Below are 20953 nucleotides of genomic sequence, written 5' to 3'. Positions count from 1 at the left end.
CGACCCTTCAGGCAAACGTCCAGTGGCCGGCCTGACACTGTCGCAGCCAGCCGCATTTCATCCAAAAAGATAACTTACCGAACACCGAAATCTGCTGCTGTCCAATGGGCCAGAGCGCCCCAAGGGGTTGCGACGGGCTGCGCAACGGCCTTGGTTGCAGCAGCGTTTCTTCAGTAGGTTACGTGTTGCTCAATCAATAACTTCGCTCACCCACTCGTGAATCAAGCACCCGGAACGAAGTGCTTCTGAGCCGTGCCGCGCGCGATCAGGCGTGACAGGTAATCCATCTTTTGCGCGTCCTGGTCGACGAAACGGAAGATTACTTGCAGCCAGTCGCTGTCAGGCTTCTGCTCGAAGGCCGCGACCGAGTGCAGGTAGCCATTCAAACGAGCCGTTTCATTGCTCTCGCCCTGCTCCAGGTCCAGCACGGCGCTGTCCAGGACTTGTGGCAGGTTGTCGCTGCGACGCACCACCAGCGATGCTTCTTTCAAGGTCAGGGCCTTGATTACGCAGGGCTGGATGCCATTGGGCAGGCGCAGTTGGCCTTGTCCGCGACCGGACGGTTCTGCCGACTTGGCGACCACAGGCGGTGCCTTGGCGATACCGCCGGAGGCAGAAGCCGCTGCAGGCGCGGCACGCACCACCTCGGCCTTGCCGCCGGTCAGCGCGCTCAGGGAATCGTTGAGCGGCGAGTTCATGCGGGCCGGAGCGGTGGACATGACAGCATCGAGCTTGCCGACCTTGGCCAGGGCTTTCTTGACCTTGGACAGCAGTTGTTCATTGGTAAACGGTTTGCCGACAAAATCGCTGACACCGGCCTGAATGGCCTGCACGACGTTTTCTTTGTCGCCACGGCTGGTCACCATGATGAACGGCACGGTTTTCAGGTAGTTGTCTTGCGAGCGGCACCAGGCCAGCAGCTCAAGACCGGACATTTCTGGCATTTCCCAGTCGCACAGAATCAGGTCGAACGACTCTTTGCTCAGCAACGCCTGGGCTTTGCGACCATTGACTGCGTCCTCGGTGTGAATCCCGGGAAAATAATTGCGCAGCCCTTTCTTAACCAAGTCGCGAATGAAAGTCGCGTCATCCACCACCAATACACTGACCTTACTCATCGACGCTCCTGCGGACGTGTTCACCCGGTAGGCGAACTGCGATGTGCCAACACGCCCTTTGTTTCGGCAAGCATAGCGTTGACTGATAGCCAACTGCCATATTGATTGACTGCGCCAGAAGATTTAATCCGCAGGCGACTGAGAATGTAGCTCTGCATAACGAAAAACGCCCGGCATGTGCCGGGCGTTTTATTGCAGGCAATCTTACTTATCGTCAGCATCGCCCGGAACATTAGCCTTTTCGCTCGCGGAAATGCCCTGCACTTCTTCTTTCATGCGCTTGAGGCCCATGTGGCGGACGTCGGTGCCGCGCACCAGATAGATCACCAGCTCGGAAATGTTGCGTGCGTGGTCGCCAATACGCTCCAGCGAACGCAGCACCCAGATGACGTTCAGCACGCGGGAGATCGAGCGCGGGTCTTCCATCATGTAAGTCGCCAGCTCGCGCAGGGCCGTCTTGTATTCACGGTCGATGACCTTGTCGTACTGGGCCACGGACAGCGCCAGCTCGGCGTCGAAGCGGGCAAACGAGTCGAGAGCGTCGCGCACCATGTTGCGCACCTGATCGCCGATATGGCGCACTTCGACGTAGCCACGCGGAGATTCGCCTTCTTCGCACAGCTGGATGGCACGGCGTGCAATTTTGGTGGCCTCGTCACCGATGCGCTCCAGGTCAATCACCGACTTGGAGATGCTGATGATCAGACGCAGGTCGGAAGCGGCAGGCTGGCGACGAGCCAGAATGCGCAGGCATTCTTCGTCGATGTTGCGCTCCATCTGATTGATCCGGTCGTCGACTTCGCGCACGCGCTGGGCCAGGCCCGAGTCGGCCTCGATCAGTGCCGTCACCGAGTCATTCACCTGCTTCTCGACCAAGCCACCCATTTCGAGCAAATGGCTGCGAACGTCTTCGAGTTCAGCGTTGAACTGTTGGGAAATGTGATGCGTGTGGCTGTCTTTGTGGATCATGCTGGGTGTCCTTGGAACGTCCGGTTAATTGCGAAAACGCAGTGGTGGTTCAGATCTGACGAAGCACGCCTTAGCCGTAACGACCGGTGATGTAATCTTCGGTCTGTTTTTTGGCCGGATTGGTGAATAACGTGTCGGTATCACCAAACTCGACGAGCTTGCCCATGTACATGAACGCGGTGTAATCCGACACCCGAGCCGCCTGCTGCATGTTGTGCGTAACAATCACAATGGTGTATTTGGATTTCAGTTCGTAGATCAGCTCTTCAACTTTAAGGGTCGAAATGGGATCCAGTGCTGAACAGGGTTCGTCGAGCAGCAGGACTTCCGGCTCCACGGCGATGGTTCTGGCAATGACCAGACGCTGTTGCTGACCGCCAGACAGGCCCAGTGCCGACTCATGCAGTCGATCCTTGACCTCATCCCACAGTGCAGCGCCTTTCAAGGCCCACTCGACCGCTTCGTCGAGTACGCGCTTTTTGTTGATCCCCTGAATGCGCAGTCCATAGACCACGTTTTCATAGATCGTCTTGGGAAACGGGTTCGGCTTCTGAAACACCATACCGACGCGACGGCGCAATTCAGCGACCTCCTCGCCCTTGGTGTAGATGTTGTGACCGTACAGATTGATAGCGCCCTCGACGCGACAGCCGTCTACCAGGTCGTTCATGCGGTTGAAGGTGCGCAACAGCGTGGATTTTCCGCAACCCGACGGACCGATGAACGACGTCACCTTCTGCTTGGGAATGTTCAGGGCGATGTCGAACAGCGCCTGTTTTTCGCCATAGAACAGGTTCAGACCCGGCACTTCGATCGCCACGGTTTCGTCGGCCAGATACAGGCCTTGCTTGTGACGCCTCAGAGCCGACATGTTCATGCTGTGAGTCGGGCTTTCATGCTGCATGGATTGCTCCTGTGCGAACCATTCGTTTCATCGGGCCGCCCGCCTCGCGTGAGGGGGCGGCACTCATCAATCAGTTGTCGAGCGCTTTGTACTTTTCCCGCAGATGGTTGCGAATGCTGACCGCCGACAGGTTGAGCAAGGCGATCACCAGCACCAGCAACAGCGCCGTGGCGTACACCAACGGACGAGCGGCCTCGACGTTGGGGCTCTGGAAGCCCACGTCGTAAATATGAAACCCCAGGTGCATGATCTTCTGGTCGAGGTGCAGATACGGGTAGTTGCCATCCAGCGGCAGCGACGGTGCCAGCTTGACCACCCCGACCAGCATCAACGGTGCGACCTCGCCCGCAGCCCGTGCCACGGCCAGAATCAGACCGGTCATCATCGCCGGGCTGGCCATCGGCAGCACAATCTTCCACAGCGTCTCGGCCTTGGTAGCCCCCAGTGCGAGCGAGCCTTCGCGTAGGGTCAGCGGAATACGCGCCAGCCCTTCTTCGGTCGCCACGATCACCACCGGCACCGCCAACAGCGCGAGGGTCAACGACGCCCACAACAGGCCCGGCGTGCCGAACGTCGGCGCAGGCAAGGCTTCAGGGAAGAACAACCGGTCCACCGAGCCGCCCAGCACATAGACGAAAAACCCCAGGCCGAATACCCCGTACACAATCGCAGGCACGCCAGCCAGGTTGTTGACCGCGATGCGAATCAGGCGCGTCATCGGCCCCTGCCGTGCGTATTCACGTAAATAGACCGCCGCCAGCACACCAAACGGGGTGACGATGATCGCCATGATCAGGGTCATCATCACCGTGCCGAAAATGGCCGGAAAAATGCCGCCTTCGGTGTTGGCTTCACGCGGATCGTCGCTCAGGAACTCCCAGAGCTTTTTGAAATAGAAACTCAGCTTGGTGACCATGCCCATCGCGTTGGGCTGGTAGGCATGCACCACTTTGCCGAGGCTGATTTCGATTTCCTTGCCGTTGGCGTCGCGCGCCGTGAGGCTGTCCCGGTCAAATGCCTGGTGCAGCGCACCCAGACGATCCTCGATAGACGCATAGCGGGCGTCGAGTTCTGCGCGCTCCGCAGCCATGTCGGCTTGGGCAGCAGCATCCAGCCTGCCTTCCAGCTCCAGCTTGCGCGCCTGAAGGCGCAAACGCTCGATACCGTGATTGATGGCACCGATGTCCTTCTTCTCAAGCACATACAACTCGTCAGCCAGCGTTTCGACGCGCTTGATGCGCGCTTGCAAGGTAGGCCAGGCCGCTTCGCCTTCGGCAACGGTCTTGCCGTTTTCCTTAACGTTGACCAGATAGCCGTAGAAATTGCCCCACTCGCGACGCTCCAGGGTCATGAGGTCGATTGGTCGGCTTTCACCGGTCAGCCACTCACCGATCACCCAGGTAAAGTCACTCGGGTTGATGTCGCGGTTACCGACCTTGAACAGCTCACGGGTCATGAATTCAGGCCCAGCGTCGGGCACCGGCAGACCAGCACCTTTCAAGCGGGCCCGCGGCACCTGTTCTTTCTCGACCAGCTCACCCAGCAACACCTGTTTCGGCTGGCCCGGCACGTCGTATTGCGCAGCAATCACATCGGCAGGCCAGAAATGCCCCAGGCCGCGAACGGCAATTACGGTCAACAGACCGATGGTCATGATCACGGCGATGGAAACGGCACCCGCGCTCATCCAGACGCCGGGGGCGCCGCTTTTGAACCAGCCTCTGAGGGAGTTCCTTTTCACGAACTTCTACCTTCCTTAAAGCGACGAGTATTGCTTGCGCAGGCGCTGACGAATCAGCTCCGCGACGGTGTTCATGACAAAGGTGAACATCAGCAACACCAACGCTGCCAGAAACAACACTCGATAATGACTGCCGCCTACTTCCGACTCCGGCATCTCCACGGCAACGTTGGCCGCCAGGGTCCGCATGCCTTCGAACAGGTTCATGTCCATGATCGGCGTGTTCCCGGTGGCCATCAGCACGATCATGGTTTCGCCCACGGCGCGGCCCATACCGATCATGAGGGCCGAAAAAATGCCGGGGCTGGCGGTCAGGATCACCACCCGCGTCAGCGTCTGCCAAGGCGTGGCACCCAGCGCCAGCGAACCCAGCGTCAGGCTGCGGGGCACGCTGAAGACGGCGTCTTCGGCAATCGAGTAAATATTCGGTATGACGGCAAAGCCCATCGCCAACCCCACGACCAGTGCGTTGCGCTGATCGTAGGTGATGCCCAGGTCGTTCCTGATCCACATGCGCATATCGCCGCCGAAAAACCAGTTCTCCAGGTGCGGGCTCATGCTCAACGAGAACCAGCCCACCAGCAGAATGACTGGAATCAGAATCGCACTTTCCCAACCGTCCGGTACGCGCAGGCGAACCGAGTCAGGCAGGCGCGTCCACAAGAATCCCGCCAGCAGAATGCCGATGGGCGTCAGCAGCAACAAGCTGAAGATGCCCGGCAGATGACCTTCAAGGTACGGCGCAAGAAACAGCCCGGCGAAGAACCCGAGAATCACCGTCGGCATCGCTTCCATGAGTTCGATCACCGGCTTGACCTTGCGGCGCATGCCCGGCGCCATGAAATAGGCGGTATAGATCGCAGCGGCCACGGCCAGCGGAGCCGCCAGCAGCATGGCGTAGAACGCGGCCTTGAGCGTGCCGTAGGTCAATGGCGCCAGACTCAGCTTGGGTTCGAAGTCACTGTTGGAGGCCGTGGACTGCCAGACGTACTTGGGTTCGTCGTAGTTTTCGTACCAGACCTTGCCCCACAGCGAACTCCACGACACTTCCGGATGCGGGTTATCCAGCGTGAGCGGCAACAGCGTGCTGCCGCTTTCGACCAGTACCTGGTTGGCTCTTGGCGACAAGGCCAGGATGCCGGGGCCGTCCACGACCTGATCGACCAGCAACGTGCGATGCGCGGTGCTGTGAAATACACCCAGTTTGCCCGACGCGTCCAGAGCGATGAAGCCTTTGCGGCGTTGTTCGGGCTTGATCTGAACGATGGGCGCACTGCCCATCTTGAAATCGCGAATACGCATGAAGCGCTGCTCGCCATCGGTATCTCGCGCCATGAACCATTGGGCCATTTCACCTTTGGAGTTGCCGATGATCAACGAAATGCCACCCACCAACTGTGCGCTGGCGGTGATCTCGGCATTGCCGTCTTCCAGCAGCTTGTACCGACCGTTGAGCGTGCGGTCGCGCAGACTGAACACGTCGGCCTGCGCCCGTCCGTTGATCACGTATAACCAATGCTGGCGGGGATCGATATAAATAGCTTTGACCGTGGCAGACATCTGCGGCAGCTCGATACGGCTTTGCTCGCGTGTCATCTCGCCGGTCATCATGTTCTCGGTCTGCTCAATCGCCATTACATGCAATTGAGTGCCAGTGGAGCCCGCCACTTTCAGGCTTTCCCCATCGGCGCTGACCGTTACGTGCTCCACAGCACGACCGGTCTCATCCAGCACCAATGGCGTCTTGCCGAACGGCCAGGCGACGCTTGGCGTGATGGTTTTCTGATCGTTCGGGTACGTCGTCAGGTACGAATGCCTGAAGACCAGCACCTGCCCATTGGACAGCCCCAACGCAATCAGGGGGGCACCGGGCTGGTCCTTGCCGATGGACACCACGGACGCCCCGGCAGGAATCGGCAGCGCCACACGTTGCAGCTCAGCGCCGTTCCTGATGTCGAAAAAAATCACTTCACCCTTGTCGGAGATGCGCATCCCGATCTGGTTCTGCTCTTCGATGGTAATCATCAGCGGCTTGCCCGCGTCCTGCATCCAGGCAGCATTCAGAGGCGCAGCAGCGGTCAGGCTCGCGCCTTTGAACAGCGGCGCAACGACGTAAGCGAGGTAGAAGAAAATCAGGGTAATGGCAGCCAGCACTGCCAGACCACCAATGGCCACGTACCAGTGAGTCAGGCGATCCTTGAACGCACGCACACGACGCTTGCGCAACATCGCAGGCGTATTGAAATCAATGCGCTCGGGAGGTGAGTCCTGATTCATTACGGTTTTAGCCAACTCATTCATGCGCACACACCGTAGCGGCCTTGTATGACAGAAACATTACAGAAGAGTGACGCAAAAAAGCCCGCTGCCCAAGAAAACCGGCGGCGGACTGTTCAACACATGACAAGGCCCGTCCATTTAGCCTCGTTATAGCGTCGTTTACTTGGCCGTCACATTCGCAGCACCTTGCAGGCCCAAGTCGGTCAGCGCCTTCTCGACAACGCGGGCAGGCAGCGGAATGTAACCGTCTTTCATCACCACTTCCTGACCCTGCCTGGAGAGCACCAGCTTGATGAACTCGGCTTCAAGCGGTGCCAGCGGCTGATTGGGTGCCTTGTTCACGTAGACATACAGAAAGCGCGACAGCGGGTATGTGCCGTTCAGGGTGTTGGCTTCGTTATCTTCGACAAACTCGGCGCCTTCCTTTTTGGCCAGTGGGACCGTACGGACATTCGACGTCTTGTAGCCAATGCCTGAGTAGCCGATGCCGTTCAGGGAGTTGCTGATGGAGCTGACCACCGAAGCCGAGCCCGGCTGTTCATTGACGTTGGGCTTGAAGTCACCTTTGCACAAGGCCTCTTCTTTGAAGTAGCCGTAGGTGCCAGACACCGAATTGCGACCGAACAGCTGGATCGGCTTACCCGCCAAATCACCGGTCACACCGACATCGCCCCAGGTCTTCGCGTCGGCCTTGGCACCGCACAGGCGCGTCACGGAAAAGATCGCGTCCACCTGTTGCAGCGTAAGGCCCTTGATCGGATTGTCCTTGTGTACGAACACCGCCAGCGCGTCCACGGCCACCGGAATGGCCGTCGGCTTGTAGCCGTGCTTCTGCTCGAAAGCCGACAGCTCGCCGTCTTTCATCTTGCGGCTCATGGGCCCCAGGTTGGCGGTGCCTTCGGTCAATGCAGGCGGCGCGGTAGATGAACCGGCGGCCTGAATCTGGATATTTACGCTTGGGTATTCTTTTTTGTAGGCCTCGGCCCACAAGGTCATCAGGTTGGCCAAGGTGTCGGAGCCGACACTGGAGAGATTGCCCGATACACCGGAAGTCTTGGTATAGGCCTTGATGGCGGGATCGACAGCAGCGAACGAATTGGCAGCGGCAACTCCGGCCGCGGCGAATGTCAGTGCAGTCATCAGACTCTTGAGTGTCATGCCTTGCGCTCCTGGCAGGGTATGTAGGTACAGGGCCGCTTTTGCCAGCCGTATGACCACTCTATGAATTGATTGTGACAATAAGATGAAAAAGGCCACCACCTGATCGGGTGATGGCCTTTTGATACAAACTATCGATTAAGGATGCCCGAAAGGTCGCGTTCAGCGCTTTTTCGAAAGCAGGTAGACACCGATCGCCATGCCCATGCCGCAGAGGATCGCCACGTACCAGGACGGTCCCATCGGGCTGCTCTTGAGCATGAAGGTCACGACCATTGGCGTCAGACCGCCAAAGATGGCGTAGGCCAGGTTGTAGGAGAACGACAGACCGGAGAAACGCACCACCGGCGGGAACGCCTTGACCATCACATAAGGCACCGCGCCGATGGTGCCGACGAACAGGCCGGTGATCGCATACAGCGGAAACAGCACGCCGGGGTTGTCCGCCAGGATGTGGTAGAACGTCCAGGAACTCACCAACAGACCAGCGCTGCCCAGCAGGAACACCCAACCTGCGCCGACCCTGTCAGCCAAAGCACCGGCAGCGATGCAGCCAATGCTCAGAAAGACGATGGCCAGGCTGTTGGCTTTCAATGCTGTGGCCGCCGGGAAACCGTAGATAGTCTGCAGGATGGTCGGGGTCATCAGAATCACGACGATGATGCCGGCCGACAGCAGCCAGGTCATCAGCATCGACAACGCAACGGCACCACGATGATCACGCAGCACGGCCTTGAGCGGCACCTCTTCGGCCAGCGCCTTGCGCAATTGCAGCTCAGCGAACACCGGGGTTTCGTGCAGCAGGCGACGCAGGTACACCGACATCAAACCAAAGACGCCACCCAGCAAAAACGGGATACGCCAGGCGTAATCAGCCACTTCGACCGGGCTGTAAATGCTGTTGATCGCCGTGGCGACCAGCGAGCCGAGCAGAATGCCTGCCGTGAGGCCTGCCGTCAGGGTGCCGCACGCATATCCGATGTAACGCGCCGGAACGTGCTCGGACACAAACACCCAGGCGCCTGGTACTTCCCCACCAATCGCCGCACCTTGAATGACGCGCATCAACAGCAGAAGAATCGGTGCCCACATGCCGATCTGCGCATAGGTTGGCAACAGGCCCATGATCAGGGTCGGCACGGCCATCATGAAGATGCTCAGGGTGAACATTTTCTTGCGTCCCAGCAGATCGCCGAAGTGCGCCATGATGATGCCGCCCAGGGGACGTGCCAGATAACCGGCGGCAAAAATGCCGAACGTCTGCATCATGCGCAGCCAGTCAGGCATGTCCACAGGGAAGAACAGCTTGCCGACCACAGCTGCGAAGAACACAAAAATGATGAAGTCGTAAAACTCCAACGCGCCACCCAGGGCGGAGAGCGACAACGTCTTGTAGTCGCTACGGGTCAACGGTCGCGCCGGTTGCGCGGTACTGGAGGAAACAGATGACATGACAAGGCTTCTCTTTGCTTGTTCTGAAATGGGCATGCGACAGCTGCGCTGGCTGCGGCGGGGTGGCGTGCAGAAGCGATTGTCCGGGGCAACTGTGCAGATAGGCACCAAAATTGCGTGTACAGGCAGTCTTGTCACCTGTAGAGGTTCTGCAAGATAGCAAATTGTTTCAAAAAACACATAGCAGGAACTGCGCACGGACAAAATCAGAACCCGGCGGTCGTTCTATGACGCAACGCCCGATATACTCGCAGGCTGTCAACGGCAAAGGGAATTTGTGCGAAAACGTCTGAATCAGCGGTTTTCGCAGAGTTTCCCTCAAGGGCCATCCCGGCAGCGGAACATACAATGTTCATGTGCAAGGGGTTGAATGGCGCCTGTCAACCGCGGCAAAAAATAATAGAGTCATGGGTCAGAGGCACCCTAGGCATGATCGAGCTCGAACAAGAAGATCCAACTCCGCAAGGCGATCTTGCGTTGCAAATCACGGCACTCCCCCGTGAAACCAATGGTTTTGGCGATATATTCGGCGGCTGGCTGGTATCTCAGATGGACCTGGCTGGCACTGCAATGGCCAGCAAGGTGGCAGGCGGACGCGTCGCAACGGTTGCGATTGACCGTATGGCATTTTTGGTGCCGGTGGCGGTGGGCGAACAGCTGTCCTTCTATACACGCACCCTCGAAGTAGGACGCACCTCGATCAAAATGATGGTCGAAGTGTGGAGCGACGACCCCGTGACCAGCGAATGGCGCAAGGTCACCGAAGCGGTGTTTGTCTTCGTGGCCATCGATGCCAGCGGCCGCACACGTTCGGTCCCCGCACGCCGCTGAACACACCCTGCCTGAAGGCTGGCACCTGAAAGGGTTGCGGCCTCGGGGTAAACTCATCCCGTCCAGAACGGTCTGATTTCGTCACGGCCCTTGAGTGAGAGATTTTGCATGCCTACATCCCCGATTGAATCCAGCGTCGAAACCGTTCAATACGATGAGCTGAACTGCTGGCGCATTCGGCACGGCGATGCAGAACTACTCGTCGCCCAGCAAGGCGCGCACATTCTCAGTTACCAGCGCGACGGGCAGGAGCCGCTGATCTGGCTCAACGAGAAAGCGGTGTTCAAGCAAGGCAAGCCCATCCGTGCGGGCATGCCGATTTGCTGGCCCTGGTTCGGCAATCTGGAACGCAACCCTGAAAGCGTACAGGCCATGCGCCAGAGCGACGAACCCGCCAAGGCCCACGGCGAAGTCCGTGCGCTGGACTGGGAGCTGCTGGGCATCGGCGAAGACGGCGACGCCTTGCTCGTAGAGTTCGTCCTGCCACAGGCCGAAGGCAAGTTGCCGGGCTGGCCACATAACGTTGCGCTCAAGCTGAGCATTCGTCTGGATGAGGCGCTGAACGTCAGCCTGGTCAGCTACAACTGCGGCACCGAGCCGGTCACCCTCAGCCAGGCGCTACACACCTATTTCGCCGTCAGTGATTCGCGTCAGGTCAGTGTCGAAGAGCTCGACGGCCTGAGCTACATCGAAACCCTGGAGAACTGGGGGGAGCGCCAGCAGACAGGCGATCTGACCTTTACCGGCGAAACCGACCGCATCTATCTCGACACCCCCGGCCTGCTCAGCATTGTCGATCCGCAATGGCAACGCCGCATCCAGATCCACAGCACCGGTTCGAACTCGGCCATCCTGTGGAATCCGTGGGTCGAAAAGACTGGCCGGTTCACCGACATGGCAGCGGATGGCTGGCAGCGCATGGTCTGCGTGGAAACCGCCAATGTGATGAGCGACGTGGTAACGCTGGCCCCGGACGACATGCACATTCTAAATGTGAGCATCTGGAGCGAGCCGCTCTGATTCAAGCCTGCATCAAAGGTCCGACTCGACCACGACGCGGACCTTTGCTGCATCCATCGCGTAGGCCGCGTCGGCCAGATCGTTACTGATCTTCTCGACCTTCAAGGTGCCTTCGACCCACAGGGGCGTATAGATGTCATCCAGTTTCAGGCCTTTGGGGTAGCGCACCAGCACCAGTTGATTGGGCGGCGGAGGCGGAACGTGGATGCAGGCGCCGGGATAAGGAACGAGGAAAAACAGGGTGCTATGACCTTTGGCATCGGTTTCCAGAGGCACCGGATAGCCACCCAGTCGAATAGTCTTGTTGTTCATGGCAGGGACGGTCTTGGCGGAATACATCACCGCCGGCAGCCCTTTGCTCTGCTTGAGCCCACCTTTGCTGTCGAAGGTGCCCAAGGCTTCAGGGGAGTTGTGATCGATTTCGGGCATGGCCTCAAGGGCCTTTTGGTCCGACTTGGGCATGAGTTCCAGCCAGTCGGTTTCCGGCAACTGGGCGTGTGCGAGCCCGGATACCAGCAGTAGGGTCAATAATAAAAAGCGACGCATGAACAGTGCTCGGCAGGAAAAGAAGAATGCCTGCGCATTCTAGCCCTCTGCGCAATGCAAAACAGAGGGCCGACGCCTGTTTATCAGCGCTTTTTGATCATGCCGTAGATCACCAGCAGGATGATCGCACCGACCAACGCGCCCAGGAAACCTGCGCCTTCGCCTGCCTGGTAGATACCCAGAGCCTGGCCACCGTAGGTTGCAGCCAGCGAACCGGCGATGCCCAACAGGATGGTCATGATCCAGCCCATGCTGTCATCACCCGGCTTCAGGAAGCGAGCCAGCAGGCCAACGATCAAGCCGATGAAGATGGTTCCGATGATACCCATGCCATTTCCCTCTGTCTGAATTAAACGTGCCATGACCCATAGCAGCCTTGGCTTACTGCTATCTGAGAACGGCGACAGGGAATGGTTCCAGCGGAAATCAAGATTGGGCAGGATGAGGCAAATGATCGTGTCTCACGCACTGCGCTCATTGCTCTGCACGCGTATTGCTGGATAACTGCAAAACCTGCGAAAGGCCCCGCCAACCTCTGCGACGTAGCCCTGTTGCGCAGCAAACACGGACCATAGGAGCGGACGTGTGCGCGAATGCTGTATTTCAGTCGCTGAACTTTCATCGGCTGTACAGCCCTTTCGCGGACACGTCCGCTCCTACGAACCTATTTCTTCAATGGACTGCGCGTTATTTGATAAGAGGCGGCTTGCCGGCGATGCGCTTTTCAGCCAGCCTCCACCGTTTCAGACCCGCTTTTGTTAGCCCTACAAAACGGTGAGCACGAAAAGCTCGTCAACCCTTGATCAACGACTCGACCAACTTGACCTGACGATCCAGCGTGGCGCGGTCGTGGCTGCGGACGGTTGCGTGGCCGACCTTGCGGCCTGCCTTGAACGCTTTGCCATAGTGGTGCAGGTGGCAGTCTTCAACCGCGATGACCTTGTCGACCGCCGGCACTTCACCGATGAAGTTCAGCATGGCGCTCTCCCCTACCTTGGCGGTCGAGCCCAGCGGCAGGCCAGCAACAGCACGCAGGTGGTTCTCGAACTGGCTGCACTCGGCGCCTTCGGTCGTCCAGTGGCCGGAGTTGTGCACACGTGGCGCGATCTCGTTGGCCTTCAAGCCGCCATCGACTTCGAAGAACTCGAAGGCCAGCACGCCCACGTAGTCCAGCTGCTTCAGCACACGGCCCGCGTAGTCCTCAGCCAGCGCCTGCAACGGATGGTCGGTGCTGGCGATGGAAATACGCAGGATGCCGCTGTCGTGAGTGTTATGCACCAGCGGATAGAAGCGGGTTTCGCCATCACGGGCACGCACAGCGATCAGCGATACCTCACCGGTGAACGGTACGAAGCCTTCCAGAAGACACGGTACGCTGCCCAGCTCGGCGAAGGTGTCGACCACGTCATCGGCTGAACGCAGCACCTTCTGACCTTTGCCATCGTAGCCCAGCGTGCGGGTTTTCAGGACGGCAGGCAGACCGATACTCGCCACCGCCGCGTCCAGATCGGCCTGCGACTGGATGTCTGCGAAGGACGGCGTCGGGATGCCAAGGTCCTTGAACATGCTCTTCTCGAACCAGCGATCACGCGCAATGCGTAACGCTTCGGCGCTCGGGTAGACAGGCACGAACCGGGACAGAAACGCCACGGTCTCGGCGGGGACGCTCTCGAATTCAAAGGTCACCAGATCGACTTCATCAGCTAACTGGCGCAGGTGATCCAGATCACCGTAATCGGCACGCAGATGCTCGCCCAATGCCGCCGCACAAGCGTCCGGCGCGGGATCGAGGAAGGCGAAGTTCATGCCCAGCGGAGTGCCCGCCAGGGCCAACATGCGGCCCAACTGGCCGCCACCGATTACACCGATCTTCATGGAAAAACCTCAGGCGTGGCGTGGGTCTGGATTGTCCAGGACGCTGTCTGTCTGCTCGGCGCGGAATTTCTTCAGCGCAGCGTGGAATTGCGGGTGCTTGGCGCCCAGGATGCTCGCCGACAGCAGCGCGGCATTGATCGCGCCCGCTTTGCCGATGGCCAGCGTCGCGACAGGGATGCCGGCAGGCATCTGCACGATGGACAGCAGGGAGTCGACACCCGACAGCATCGAGGACTGCACCGGAACGCCCAGCACAGGCAGGTGCGTCTTGGCCGCACACATGCCCGGCAAATGAGCGGCACCACCGGCACCGGCGATGATCACCTCGATACCACGGCCTTCCGCTTCATCGGCATACTGGAACAGCAAGTCCGGCGTGCGGTGTGCAGACACCACTTTGACTTCGTAGGGAATGCCGAGCTTTTCCAGCATATCGGCGGTGTGGCTAAGGGTGGACCAATCGGACTTGGAGCCCATGATCACGCCAACCAGTGCGCTCATCGTCGTGCCTCTCATCGGGCGCCCGCAGGCGCATCTAAAAACAACAAGCCACGCGGGAGAACCGGCGTGGCTTGCTGTACGAATAATGACCGGTCGAGCCGGCCAAAGGCCGCGCAGTATACCGTAAAGCGACAGGATGACAGCCCCTTCGACGACCATCCGTACAAGGTTTTTGTAAACAGCCCAAAGGGCAACGGGTGATCCCACAGCGAGACACGCACCGGTCCTGCACATTCGTCTATCAGGGACTACAGCAACGGCCGCCATGCCCGGCATAACACCACTGCGTTTTGCGATTAAGTACTTGCCGCCTGACCCATTTCGGGCAGGCCTTGTTACGCCTACTCATGGATGAGTACTCATGTTGAAAACCCTGACAAGATCACTGCTGGTGATCGCTACCCTTTTGCTGGGCCAGATGGCACTGGCCGATGATTCAACCTCCAGACGCCCGCTGTTCTTCTTTCTGTTCCTGCATGACGACGTGAAAGAGACCGACACCGAGCGCCTCGTGACGCACTACTTTGCGTGGCTGGTGAAAGACCTTGAAAGCTTCACCGGGCGGCGCGTCCACATGCAGTTTTTACGCGGCATTCCGACGCTGACCGACTTCGCTTACAAAGGCGGTGACTCGGACGCGATCTACGGTGCGTGGAAGCAGCGTGTCGATCAGTACCTCAATGCGCAAAACCTGCCTCGCAACGGCACCACCAAATACCTGCTGGTCACGCAGGACAAAATCGACTCAAGCACCTTGGGCTTCACGGTCGACAAGGGATACACAGGTATTGCATCGCTGGACACTTACACGGCCGCTGCCCATGAACTGGGTCATATGCTTGGTGGCACTCACGAATTGGCGAAGGTTCTGTACCGAGACGGCTGGTGGTGTGAAACCAACCTGGTGGCTGTCCGTCAAGTCGTCCGCGCCAACTGCTATGTCTACAGTGACAAGAACAAGCAACGTATCGCGGCCAATCTGAGCGAGTACCCCTGATCGGGCTATCTTGAATCAGATCCAGCGTTTGAAAAGCGGGCGGCTCTCTGGAGCAGCCCGCGCACATTTACTCCTGTGGCGCTGCACTTTCCAGTTTGCGCCACAAGAGGCGAACGTTCGCCTTGCGCACCAACGCACAGCGGTACAGCCGAATCTCCAGCGGAATATGCCATTCCGGCCCGCCACAGACCACCAGCTCACCGCGCGCCAGCTCGGCACGCACGCTCAACTGCGGCACCCAGGCAATGCCCAGCCCTTCAAGCGCCATGCTTTTCAGGCTGTCGGCCATCGCCGTTTCGTAAATTGTGGTGAAACGCAAATTGCGCTGGCGCAACAGCATATTCACCGAACGCCCCAGAAAAGCCCCCGCGCTGTAAGCCAACAAAGGCACGCTGGCCTCCCCGTCCATGTCGAACAGTGGCCGCCCCTGTGCGTCAGCGGCGCAGACCGGCAGCATCTGAGTCTGCCCCAAGTGCAGCGACGGGAAAATCTCGGCGTCCATCTGCAAGGCAGCATCAGGGTCATAGAACGCCAGCATCAGGTCGCACCCGCCTTCACGCAGCGCATGCACCGCATCGCCCACGTTGGTCGCTACCAGACGGGTCGCGATATTCAGACCTTCATTGCGCAGTTGGGCAATCCAGCGCGGAAAGAAGCCAAGCGCCAGCGAGTGCGCTGCCGCCACCTGCATGACCTCGCCCTGCCCACCTTCCAGATGATGCAGATGACGCACCACCTCACCCAATTGTTCAACCACCGTACGTGCCGTCACGAGAAAAAGCTGCCCTGCGGCAGTGAGTTCGACCGGCGTGCGCGAGCGATTGACCAGCGTGAGCCCGAGCGCGGATTCCAGGCTGCGGATGCGCCGACTGAACGCCGGTTGCGTCACGAAACGACGCTCGGCGGCCTGGGAGAAACTGCGGGTGGCAGCCAGGGCGCTGAAATCCTCCAACCATTTGCTTTCCAGATTCATCAGGTCCTCCCGGACAATGGCTGACTGCATCAGCAGGCGACTGCGACTAGAGACGATGCCTGGCGCGATGCAGTTACAAAAAACCTTTACGTCCCGTGAGCGACAAGGACATAGGCGGGTGCGACATTTTGTCCCTTTTATCCACCGCAAAAAAGGCGAGTCACACACCCGTTATGCCGTTTCTGCATACCCCAGCGTTTAACAGCATTGGTCAAGTTTAAACTCAAAGCCCACTATCCGCTGCGTTCCGGCCTCGTCCGTGCCTTTTTTGAGACTTTTTTTATCATGTCCTCGCCTGCATCATCGCGCATCGAAAAAGACCTTCTTGGTGTTCTCGAAGTCCCTGCAAACGCCTACTACGGCATCCAGACTCTGCGAGCGGTCAACAATTTTCACCTGTCCGGCGTACCGCTTTCGCACTACCCGAAACTGGTCGTAGCGCTGGCGATGGTCAAGCAGGCGGCAGCTGACGCGAACCACCAGCTGGGACACCTCAACGATGCCAAACACGCAGCCATCAGCGAAGCCTGTGCCCGCCTGATCCGCGGTGATTTCCACGATCAGTTCGTGGTCGACATGATTCAGGGCGGCGCTGGCACTTCAACCAACATGAATGCCAACGAAGTCATCGCCAATATCGCGCTGGAAACAATGGGTTTCGAGAAAGGCGAGTACAAGCACCTGCACCCCAACAACGACGTGAACATGGCTCAGTCGACCAACGACGCCTACCCGACGGCCATCCGCCTGGGTCTGTTGTTGGGTCATGACGCACTGCTGGCCAGCCTCGACAGTTTGATTCAGGCGTTCGCGGCCAAGGGCCAGGAATTCAACCATGTTCTGAAAATGGGCCGCACCCAGCTGCAGGACGCCGTTCCGATGACCCTGGGTCAGGAATTCCGCGCTTTCGCCACTACCCTGACCGAAGACCTGAACCGTCTGCGCAGCCTTGCACCCGAGCTGCTGACCGAGGTCAACCTGGGCGGTACTGCCATCGGCACCGGCATCAACGCCGACCCTGGCTATCAGCACCTTGCAGTAGAACGCCTGGCGACCATCAGCGGCCAGCCGCTTGTGCCTGCCGCCGACCTGATCGAAGCCACCTCCGACATGGGTGCCTTCGTGCTGTTCTCAGGCATGCTCAAGCGTACCGCAGTCAAGCTGTCGAAGATCTGCAATGACCTGCGCCTGCTCTCCAGCGGTCCGCGCACCGGCATCAATGAAATCAACCTGCCGGCACGTCAGCCAGGCAGCTCGATCATGCCCGGCAAGGTCAACCCGGTGATCCCGGAAGCGGTCAATCAGGTGGCATTCGAAATCATCGGCAACGACCTGGCGCTGACAATGGCGGCCGAAGGCGGCCAGTTGCAGCTCAACGTGATGGAGCCGCTGATCGCTTACAAGATTTTCGACTCGATCCGCCTGCTACAGCGTGCGATGGACATGTTGCGCGAGCACTGCATCGTCGGCATCACCGCCAACGAACAGCGCTGCCGCGAACTGGTCGAGCATTCGATCGGTCTGGTGACCGCACTGAACCCCTACATCGGCTACGAGAACTCCACCCGTATCGCCCGCATTGCGCTGGAAACCGGCCGCGGCGTACTGGAACTGGTTCGCGAAGAAGGCTTGCTCGACGACGCAATGCTCGACGACATCCTGCGACCTGAAAACATGATCGCTCCCCGCCTGGCCCCATTGAAGGCCTGACAGGGATGACCTGCGCAACAAGCTCACCAGATTGAGGGCCTAGACACCCCTCAATTTTTTGAGGGTCTGGGAGTGATTCTCCAGACCCTTTTTTTTGCCTGCTGGCCGAACTGGATCCGATAAGCGGTCCAGAGCCCTTGGTGCAACGCTCTGCGGGGTTATCCACAGAGCATTCATTTATCGCCGCAAATGAAGAATCAGCCCCACAACAAAGCGGCTACAGACGTAAAAACTTTGCACCGGTATAGTGCGCCCCCTCAAAAGTAGCGAGGAATAACAAAAATGCTGGAAATGATTAACGACTTTCTCTCCGGTAAAGTACTGATCGTACTTATCGTAGGCCTGGGTAGTTACTTCACGATCCGCTCACGTTTCGTTCAGTTTCGACACTTTTTCCATATGTTCGCGGTGTTCCGCGATAGCTTGAAAAGCAGCGCAGGACAACTGAGTTCGTTTCAGGCCCTGATGCTCAGCCTCGCTGGCCGAGTAGGCGCCGGTAACATCGCAGGCGTTGGCATTGCCGTCACACTGGGCGGCCCGGGTGCCGTGTTCTGGATGTGGGTGACCGCACTGGTCGGCATGTCCAGCAGCTTCATCGAGTGTTCCCTCGCTCAACTTTACAAGCGCAAGGATTCCGAAGGCCAATTCCGTGGCGGCCCGGCGTTCTACATCCAGCATGGCCTGGGCAAGCGCTGGCTGGGCATGGTCATGGCGGTTCTGCTGCTGGTGACCTTCGGCTTCGCCTTCAACGGCCTGCAATCGCACGCTGTCACCGACTCGCTCAAAAGCGCCTTTGGCGTTGACACCATGACCACCGGTATCTGCCTGGTCGTGCTGCTGGGCCTGGCCTTTATCGGCGGCATCAAACGCATCGCTGCGATCTCCGACCTGCTGGTGCCGGTCAAGACCCTGATCTACATCGCGGTTACTGTTTACGTCATCGTTCTGCAGATTGATCACGTTCCAGCCATGCTGATGACCATCGTGCGCAGCGCCTTCGGCCTTGATCCAGTGTTCGGCGGCCTGGTTGGCAGCGCGATCGTCATGGGCGTCAAGCGCGGCGTTTTTGCGAACGAGGCCGGTCTGGGCAGCGCGCCTAACGTGGCGGCCGTCGCTCAGGTCGAGCATCCGGTTGCACAGGGCGTGGTTCAGGCGTTCAGCGTGTTCCTCGATACTTTCGTGATCTGCACCTGCACCGCCCTGCTGATTCTGCTGTCCGGCATCTATGACGTGGGCTACGACGGCAACGGTATCGTGCTTGCACAGAACTCGCTGGCGGCTGTGGTCGGTGACTGGGGCCGGATCTTCATCAGCGTGGCACTGGCTCTGTTCGTGTTCACCTCGATCCTCTACAACTACTACCTGGGTGAAAACAGCCTGCGCTTCCTGTTCGGCGAGAAAAAGAAGGCAATCATCGGCTATCGCATCGCGGTGCTGGTACTGATTCTCTGGGGTGCGGTAGTTGACCTGAAAGATGTGCTGGCCTTTGCCGACATCACCATGACCATGCTGGCCTTCGTCAATCTGATCGCCCTGGCGATGCTGTTCAAGGTCGTCAAACGCATTCTGGGCGACTACGATGCTCAGCGTCGTGCAGGCATCAAGACCCCGGTCTTTGACTCCAGCAAGTTCCCTGACCTGGATCTGGACCGCAGTGCATGGCCTGCCAACCCTGCCCAGACGCCGGTTCATGACGCCGAAGTCGCGGGCAAGCCTGCTACCGACCCACGATAACCGCACAACGCCCTGACAGGAGAGAGCCATGACTCACGACGCACATCAACCCGCCAAGCGAGTGATGGTTCTTTATACGGGCGGCACCATCGGTATGCAGGCCAGCGCCAACGGCCTCGCCCCGGCCTCGGGCTTCGAGACAAGAATGGCTGGGCAACTGGCTGAACACCCTGAGCTTATCGTGCCTGAGTGGCGATTTCGCGAGATGTCGCCACTGATCGACAGCGCCAACATGACGCCAGCCTACTGGTTGCGCCTGCGTGAAGCGGTGATCGAGGCGGTGGATGTGGATGGCTGCGATTCGGTACTGGTGCTGCATGGCACCGATACCCTGGCCTACAGCGCGGCGGCAATGAGTTTCCAGTTGCTGGGCCTTGAAGCCCCTGTAGTGTTCACAGGCTCCATGCTCCCCGCCGGTGTGCCGGACAGCGATGCCTGGGAAAACGTCAACGGCGCCCTGCTCGCGCTGGGCAGCGGACTGGCGACAGGCGTTCAGCTGTATTTCCACGGCGAGCTGATGGCGCCGACACGCTGCGCAAAAATCCGCAGCTTCGGACGTCACCCGTTCGCTCCACTGCAACGCTCGCGGGGCGGTCATGCTGCGGTCGCATTGCCCGACGCGCTGAATTACCGTCAGGCCAGGACCCTGGCCAAGGTCGCCGTAATGCCGCTCTTTCCGGGCATCGGTGCACCTCAGCTCGACGGCCTGATCGACAGCGGCATTCAAGGCCTTGTGCTGGAGTGCTTCGGCAACGGCACCGGTCCAAGCGACGATCCGCAGTTCATCGCCAGCCTGGAAAACGCCCGTGCGCAAGGTATCTGTGTGGTTGCAATCACTCAGTGCCATGAGGGCGGCGTGGAGCTGGACGTGTACGAAGCGGGAAGCCGCCTGCGCGGTGCAGGTGTGCTGTCCGGTGGTGGCATGACGCGTGAGGCCGCGCTTGGCAAACTGCACACCTTGCTGGGCGCAGGTCTGACGACGGAAGACGTGCGACGGTTGGTCGAACTGGACCTGTGTGGCGAACTGCGCTGAGCATTTGAAAGGTTTCGGCATTCGCGGACAAACGGAGCGTCACCCGGTTCACTCCCACGAGTGTCGCGACAAATACCCAACCTCTGAAGAAACGCTGAAACTGCTTCTGCC

At 59.1% G+C, this 20953-nt stretch carries 18 protein-coding genes; 6 read left to right on the top strand and 12 right to left on the bottom strand.

What is annotated here, in order from left to right:
- Positions 1-221 precede the first annotated feature (221 nt).
- From ALP40_RS22555 to ALP40_RS22525, 7 genes are all read right to left on the bottom strand, one after another.
- Positions 222-1118, bottom strand: a complete 897-nt coding sequence (locus ALP40_RS22555; RefSeq protein ID WP_122210358.1) for a response regulator — start codon at positions 1116-1118, stop codon at positions 222-224.
- Between the two features lie 204 nt (positions 1119-1322).
- Entirely contained in the window at positions 1323-2087 is a 765-nt protein-coding gene (phoU, locus tag ALP40_RS22550) for a phosphate signaling complex protein PhoU (protein ID WP_122210357.1), read from the bottom strand.
- Positions 2088-2157: 70 nt separating this feature from the next.
- Positions 2158-2991 (bottom strand): phosphate ABC transporter ATP-binding protein PstB, encoded by an 834-nt coding sequence (gene pstB / locus ALP40_RS22545; protein WP_122210356.1) that lies wholly within the window; start codon positions 2989-2991, stop codon positions 2158-2160.
- 70 nt (positions 2992-3061) lie between these two features.
- Positions 3062-4678 carry a phosphate ABC transporter permease PstA gene (gene pstA / locus ALP40_RS22540; RefSeq protein WP_183136076.1) on the bottom strand — a complete coding sequence of 539 codons (1617 nt, stop codon included), beginning with the start codon at positions 4676-4678 and terminating at the stop codon, positions 3062-3064.
- A 69-nt stretch (positions 4679-4747) separates the two neighbouring features.
- Entirely contained in the window at positions 4748-7033 is a 2286-nt protein-coding gene (locus ALP40_RS22535; RefSeq protein WP_183136074.1) for an ABC transporter permease subunit, read from the bottom strand.
- A gap of 138 nt (positions 7034-7171) precedes the next feature.
- Positions 7172-8170 (bottom strand): phosphate ABC transporter substrate-binding protein PstS family protein, encoded by a 999-nt coding sequence (locus ALP40_RS22530; protein WP_122210353.1) that lies wholly within the window; start codon positions 8168-8170, stop codon positions 7172-7174.
- Between the two features lie 162 nt (positions 8171-8332).
- The gene (locus ALP40_RS22525) at positions 8333-9622 is read right to left on the bottom strand and encodes an MFS transporter (protein WP_122210352.1); all 1290 of its coding nucleotides are present in this window, start codon (positions 9620-9622) and stop codon (positions 8333-8335) included.
- Between the two features lie 429 nt (positions 9623-10051).
- On the opposite strand from ALP40_RS22525, the gene ALP40_RS22520 reads away from it, so the two are divergent.
- Together ALP40_RS22520 and ALP40_RS22515 are read left to right on the top strand one after the other, a co-directional pair.
- Positions 10052-10453: an acyl-CoA thioesterase gene (locus ALP40_RS22520; protein WP_099231224.1), complete on the top strand. Its 402-nt coding sequence runs from the start codon at positions 10052-10054 to the stop codon at positions 10451-10453.
- A 108-nt stretch (positions 10454-10561) separates the two neighbouring features.
- Positions 10562-11473: a D-hexose-6-phosphate mutarotase gene (locus tag ALP40_RS22515; protein WP_122210351.1), complete on the top strand. Its 912-nt coding sequence runs from the start codon at positions 10562-10564 to the stop codon at positions 11471-11473.
- Between the two features lie 12 nt (positions 11474-11485).
- Here the strand turns inward: ALP40_RS22515 and ALP40_RS22510 are convergent, their stop codons facing one another.
- The 4 genes from ALP40_RS22510 to purE form a co-directional block, all read right to left on the bottom strand.
- The gene (locus ALP40_RS22510; protein WP_122210350.1) at positions 11486-12019 is read right to left on the bottom strand and encodes a DUF3299 domain-containing protein; all 534 of its coding nucleotides are present in this window, start codon (positions 12017-12019) and stop codon (positions 11486-11488) included.
- An 83-nt stretch (positions 12020-12102) separates the two neighbouring features.
- Positions 12103-12348: a GlsB/YeaQ/YmgE family stress response membrane protein gene (locus ALP40_RS22505; protein ID WP_004881638.1), complete on the bottom strand. Its 246-nt coding sequence runs from the start codon at positions 12346-12348 to the stop codon at positions 12103-12105.
- Between the two features lie 463 nt (positions 12349-12811).
- On the bottom strand, positions 12812-13894 hold the full coding sequence (locus tag ALP40_RS22500; protein ID WP_122210349.1) for a 5-(carboxyamino)imidazole ribonucleotide synthase: 1083 nt from the start codon (positions 13892-13894) through the stop codon (positions 12812-12814).
- 9 nt (positions 13895-13903) lie between these two features.
- Positions 13904-14395 carry a 5-(carboxyamino)imidazole ribonucleotide mutase gene (purE, locus tag ALP40_RS22495; RefSeq protein WP_002555898.1) on the bottom strand — a complete coding sequence of 164 codons (492 nt, stop codon included), beginning with the start codon at positions 14393-14395 and terminating at the stop codon, positions 13904-13906.
- Between the two features lie 361 nt (positions 14396-14756).
- Between purE and ALP40_RS22490 the strand changes: the two genes are divergently transcribed.
- A complete protein-coding gene (locus tag ALP40_RS22490; RefSeq protein WP_122210348.1) occupies positions 14757-15392 on the top strand; it encodes a hypothetical protein in 636 nt (211 codons plus the stop codon).
- 67 nt (positions 15393-15459) lie between these two features.
- Here the strand turns inward: ALP40_RS22490 and ALP40_RS22485 are convergent, their stop codons facing one another.
- The gene (locus tag ALP40_RS22485; RefSeq protein ID WP_122210347.1) at positions 15460-16365 is read right to left on the bottom strand and encodes a LysR substrate-binding domain-containing protein; all 906 of its coding nucleotides are present in this window, start codon (positions 16363-16365) and stop codon (positions 15460-15462) included.
- A 285-nt stretch (positions 16366-16650) separates the two neighbouring features.
- On the opposite strand from ALP40_RS22485, the gene aspA reads away from it, so the two are divergent.
- The 3 genes from aspA to ALP40_RS22470 all read left to right on the top strand — a co-directional run bounded on the left by aspA (position 16651) and on the right by ALP40_RS22470 (position 20842).
- Entirely contained in the window at positions 16651-18075 is a 1425-nt protein-coding gene (aspA, locus tag ALP40_RS22480; protein WP_004881647.1) for an aspartate ammonia-lyase, read from the top strand.
- A gap of 282 nt (positions 18076-18357) precedes the next feature.
- The gene (locus ALP40_RS22475; RefSeq protein WP_122210346.1) at positions 18358-19809 is read left to right on the top strand and encodes a sodium:alanine symporter family protein; all 1452 of its coding nucleotides are present in this window, start codon (positions 18358-18360) and stop codon (positions 19807-19809) included.
- 28 nt (positions 19810-19837) lie between these two features.
- Positions 19838-20842, top strand: a complete 1005-nt coding sequence (locus tag ALP40_RS22470) for an asparaginase (protein WP_122210345.1) — start codon at positions 19838-19840, stop codon at positions 20840-20842.
- The last annotated feature ends 111 nt before the right edge of the window (positions 20843-20953 follow it).

This window comes from Pseudomonas viridiflava (assembly GCF_003702045.1).
Taxonomy (GTDB): Bacteria; Pseudomonadota; Gammaproteobacteria; order Pseudomonadales; family Pseudomonadaceae; genus Aquipseudomonas; species Aquipseudomonas viridiflava_C.
The sequence above is the reverse complement of the archived record's forward strand: the minus strand, read 5'-3'. Positions and strand labels throughout refer to the sequence as shown.